Origin of the sequence: Nostocoides sp., from assembly GCF_035343835.1 — a bacterium.
GTDB lineage: Bacteria > Actinomycetota > Actinomycetes > Actinomycetales > Dermatophilaceae > Nostocoides_A > Nostocoides_A vanveenii.
Window position 1 is genome coordinate 1 of record NZ_DAOQZV010000247.1, and the last position, 4,500, is coordinate 4,500.

The 4,500-nt window shown below is 70.4% G+C and carries 5 protein-coding genes and 1 pseudogene; 3 read left to right on the forward strand and 3 right to left on the reverse strand.

Annotation, left to right across the window (positions count from 1 at the left end; genetic code table 11):
* The 3 genes from PKH97_RS14025 to PKH97_RS14035 form a co-directional block, all read left to right on the forward strand.
* Positions 1-737: hypothetical protein (locus PKH97_RS14025; protein ID WP_324388164.1), on the forward strand; the 737-nt coding region annotated here is incomplete at its 5' end.
* A 134-nt stretch (positions 738-871) separates the two neighbouring features.
* Positions 872-2,185 (forward strand): histidine kinase, encoded by a 1,314-nt coding sequence (locus PKH97_RS14030; RefSeq protein ID WP_324388166.1) that lies wholly within the window; start codon positions 872-874, stop codon positions 2,183-2,185.
* 5 nt (positions 2,186-2,190) lie between these two features.
* Positions 2,191-2,853, forward strand: a complete 663-nt coding sequence (locus PKH97_RS14035) for a response regulator transcription factor (protein WP_324388168.1) — start codon at positions 2,191-2,193, stop codon at positions 2,851-2,853.
* 74 nt (positions 2,854-2,927) lie between these two features.
* Here the strand turns inward: PKH97_RS14035 and PKH97_RS14040 are convergent, their stop codons facing one another.
* The 3 genes and pseudogenes from PKH97_RS14040 to PKH97_RS14050 form a co-directional block, all read right to left on the reverse strand.
* Positions 2,928-3,728, reverse strand: coding sequence for a hypothetical protein (locus PKH97_RS14040; RefSeq protein WP_324388170.1), 801 nt, complete (start codon positions 3,726-3,728; stop codon positions 2,928-2,930).
* Positions 3,616-4,203, reverse strand: a complete 588-nt coding sequence (locus PKH97_RS14045; RefSeq protein ID WP_324388169.1) for a hypothetical protein — start codon at positions 4,201-4,203, stop codon at positions 3,616-3,618. Before PKH97_RS14045 ends, PKH97_RS14040 begins: the two co-directional genes overlap by 113 nt.
* A 6-nt stretch (positions 4,204-4,209) precedes the next feature.
* A pseudogene (locus PKH97_RS14050) lies at positions 4,210-4,500 on the reverse strand (HSP90 family protein); the annotation flags it as partial.

Below are 4,500 nucleotides of genomic sequence, written 5' to 3' on the forward strand. Positions count from 1 at the left end.
CGTTCCCCGGCAAGCAGGTCGTGCTGTCCGGCACCGGCGTCGGGCTGACGCTGTCCACCCTGCTGATGGGGACCGGGGCACTCCAGAACACGGCCGCGTTCGCCAACACCTGGACCGGGAACGTGATCCTCGCCGCCGACGCCGCCCTCACCGCGCTGGTGTTGGCCGACGCCGGCCTGGAGACCGTGCCGGGGATCTGCGTGCGACGCGGCCGCGGCGTGGACTTCCTGGACCCCGTCCGGGTTCGCCCCGTCCATGGCGGGCGCGGACCGGCCTGGTCGGTGGCAACCAGTCCGGGTGAGCTGCGCGCGGCGCTGGTGCGGGCGTTCGCCGTCGACAGCCACGCATGGGTCGAGGAACTCGCCGAGGGCCGCGAGTTGGAGCAGCCTGTCGTGCGGCTGGCCGACGGGACCTGCCTGGTCGGCGCAGCGCACGACGCCGGGGTGGGGACGTTCTTCGCCCAGGACCGCGGAGTCGGCGGCGACGCGCAGTTCACCGCGGCCGAGGGGATGACCGACCTCGACCAGGGGCGTGTGCGACGGGTCGCGCAGGCTGCGTATGACGCGCTCGACCTGCGCGGCATCGCGTGTGTGAGCGTGGTCCTGGACAGCCCGCGCGTGCGTGTGCTGGCCATCGATCCCGACCCGAGGCTTGACCCCGGCTCTCGGGCCATGGCCGCCTTTGCGGCCGCCGGCTGGTCCGGGGCGGATGTCCGGGCGGCCGCGCGGGGATACTGAGGCTGGCCATGGACTCTTCGACACCGCACGCGCCCTCATCACCCATGCCTGCGCACCACCCTGGGCCAGCGCCCAGCGCACCCTCCCCTGGCGGCCTGCCATCGGCCTACGCAACAGACCTCCCCAGGGGCGGTGTGACCGAGTGGCGCAACCGCTGGACGCAGACCCGGCGGCCGGGCTATCCCCCCTTCTGGGTGGCACCTCTCCTGGCCAGTGCGGTCCTGGGTGTGGGCTTCTTGTCGGGCCTCCTGCTGAGCGCGCGGTCCAGTGGCGTGGGCCTGTTCGGCCTGGTGACCTTTCTCGGGGTCTGGCTGGCCATCGCCTCCACGGTGCTGCTCTTCGACCGGATCCCGGCGCTCGGCCTGGCCATCCTGAGCGGCCTCGGCATGTTTTGCCTCGTACTCGGGACGGCGCCGCTCATCGAGACCTGGCTCGCCGCGCTCGTCCTGCTCTTCGGTGCCGCCGCGTATGGCCGGCGGGTCACCATGGTGCTCAGCGGGCTGGGGCTGATCGCCGTCCCGGCCGCAGTGATCAGCCTGCGCGCCCTGGCCCGATACGGCCCGTCCGTGGTGTGGGAGCACGTCCGGACGGCGCCGACCGGCAGCACGCTGCGCCTGATCCTCGATCAGTTCATGCACTCCGGCGCCGGTCAGAGCCTGGTGACCCTCGGGGGACCGCTGGTGATCGGCTGGGCGTGCGGTCTGGCCATGCGCAGCGTGGTCCGTTCGCGGCAGGCCCGCGCGCGCGCTGAGGTGGCGCGCGACGAGGCGACGCGGGAAGCGGCATACGCGCAGGAGGTCGCCGACCTGCGGGCCGGTCAGGCGCAACTCGCGCGGGATGTCCACGATGTCGTGGGGCACTCGCTGGCCGTGATCCTCGCCCAGGCGCAGTCGGCGCAGTATCTCGGCGACGACGAGGTCGAGAAAATGCGCGAGACGCTGGGGCATGTCGCGGATTCCGCCCGCCGCTCGCTCGGCGACGTGCGCGGCGTCCTCGCCGGGACCCGCGATCCGCGGGCGGCCACGCCGACGGACGGGCTCGGATCACTGATCGGCGGCGTGCGCGCCGCGGGGAACGAGGTCGTGGACCGCACCGACGGCTCCCCGCGGCCGCTGCCGCCCGAGATCGACCAGGTCGCCTACCGGGTGCTGCAGGAGATGCTCACCAATGCGCTCAAGCACGGCCGCACCGGCGGGCCGGTCTGGGTGCGGCAGATCTGGCCGCCGGACAGCCCGCACGCGCTGGTCCTGGAGGTCCACAACCTTATCGAGGCCCGGCCCACCGGCCCGCAGACGGCGGGCGGCGGGATCGGCCTGGAGTCGATGCGCCACCGGTTGGAGTCGATCGGCGGCCGGTTGACGTTGGATAGCATCCCGACGTCGGAGGGGGTCATGTATGCGGCGACCGCCACCCTCCCGCTGCGTGCCGCCGAAGTCGAAGGGGATTGACCGTCGTGGCCATTCGAGTCCTGCTGGTGGATGATCAGGAGCTCTTCCGGGCCGGTATTGCCCGCATCCTCGCTGCTCAGGACGGCATCGAGGTCGTCGGCGAGGCCGCCGACGGTCTCGAGGCTGTGGCCCTGGTCGATGAGTTGACTCCCGATGTCGTGCTGATGGATATCCGTATGCCCGTGATGGACGGCGTCGAGTCGACTCGCCAGATCTTCGCGCCGGCGCGGGTGGCGGCTCGTGCAACCCCGGTGCGCGTCGTCGTGCTCACCACCTTCAATCTCGACGATCGTGCCGCGACGGCGATCCGCTACGGCGCTAGCGGCTTCCTGCTCAAGGATGCGACACCCGCGATGCTGCGGGAGGCCATTCATACGGTCTATGCCGGCAACGCCGTCCTCGCACCGACCGACTTGGCCACGCTGCTGGACGGGAAGTTCCAGGCCCCCAAGCCACTGCCGGCGGGCTTCGGGCAGTTGACCGAGCGCGAGCGGGAGGTCTTTGTCGCGGTCGCTCGCGGGCTCTCGAATGCCGAGATCGCGGCGCAGTTGTTCGCGAGCGAGTCGACGGTCAAGACCCATCTGGGGGCCGTGCTGCGCAAGTTGGGTCTGCGCGACCGCGTGCAGGTGGTCGTCTTCGCCCACGAGCACGGGCTCGCGGACGGCTGAGGCGTCGGAGCCGGCTGGCACCGCTGTGGCGAGGCCTTCCAAGGACCGGGCCAGCTCCATCGCGTCCTCGACCGTCACGCTCGAGCGCGCCAGCAGCAGGCCGGTGATGCGCAGCGACCGCAGCAGATCGGGGACGCGCGGGGCCTCGGGGTTCTCGAGCAGGCTGATGACCGTCGGGTTGTCGGCGTTGAGCACGAGGGTGGGCAGGCGGCGGCGCGTGCCCTTGGTGTGGCGGCCGGCCACCACAGGACGGGGCGGTGCGCCGGGGCGAAATGAGCGACCTCGACGGCGACCGAATTGGGCCCGAAGGTCTCGTCGGCGGCCTTGACCAGGCGCGAGCCGCGGTCGATATCGACATAGGGCTCGGGGCGGGCGAGGTGGGCGATTTCGAAGCGGGCCATCTCCACGAAGCGCTCGCCTTCGGTGGTGTTGATGACCTGCAGCAACTCGGCCTCGTGCGCCCCGCTCGCGTTGATGACGAGGGATTCGGCGTGGACCGCAACATCCCGGACGGCTTCGTAGGCGTCGGAGTCCACGACATACGGCAGCGTGGACTGGTCGAGCGCCAGGAGTTGGTCGATGGTGCGCTGGCCCAGGGTGGTCTCGAAGGGCAGCGTGGTCAGCGGCAGGTCGCGGTTGTCGATGCCCGAGACGGCGAGCGCGCGCAGACCGGTCGCGTGCAGCCGGACGATGTCTTGATAGACGTCCGCGTGCAGCCCGTGGACCATGATCAACTCGCCGAGCAGGCGATTGCCGAGTCGTTCACGGACCAGCTGGAGGGAGGTGGTCTCCTGCAGCGACTCGCGGGAGGCCGTCAGCGGCAACTCGCCGGCGTCGATGACCGCGCGGCAGAAGAAGGCCCACTCGGGGATCAACTGATCGACGTTGTCGGCGACGAGCATGCCGTTGGAGTAGATCCGGTCGCCCGTGCGCTGCCCAGGAGCCGCGGTGTAGGGCAGGACGAAGCCCAGGCCGCCTGACAGTGAGCAAGGAGGAGTCGAGGGGAACGATGCCCATCACCTCGAAGCCGAGCCGCTCGCGGCACCAGGTGAGTTGCTCCTCGATCGTGCGCTCCCAGGGCGGGGTGTTCAAGGAGAGCAGATCGCCCTTGATGCGGACAGGCACATCGAGAATCTCGGCGAAGTCGCTGGTCAGCTTGCGCGTTGTGGACTCATTGCACCACTCGAGATCACCGTGCCGCGGCTGGATCCGGACCTCGGTGCCCGGCTGGTCCAGCGGCGTCTCGCTCTCGCCGATGGTGAAGGTGCCGTCCACGCGGCCGATCCACAAGATCGTGGGCGCATCCGGTGTCTTCGCCGAGCGGGAGCGGACCCCGACGGTGTCCGCCACGAGGAATCAGGAGAGCAGGCCGATGCCGAACTGGCAGAGGAATTTGCGCCGGGCGACGGCGAAGTCGTCCCGCTTGGACGAGCCGCCGATGGTGGCCAGGAGCGAGCGCATTTCGGCATCCGTCAAGCCGATCTCGTTGTCTCGCACGACCATCGGGGCGAAGTTCTCGGACGGCACCACCTCGATCGCCGGAACCAACGCGGGGTCCAGGCGACGGCGTGCCTCGATCGCATCCCGGGCATTCTGCAGCAGCTCGCGCAGGTAGACGCGCTCGCTGCTGTACAGATGATGGCTAAG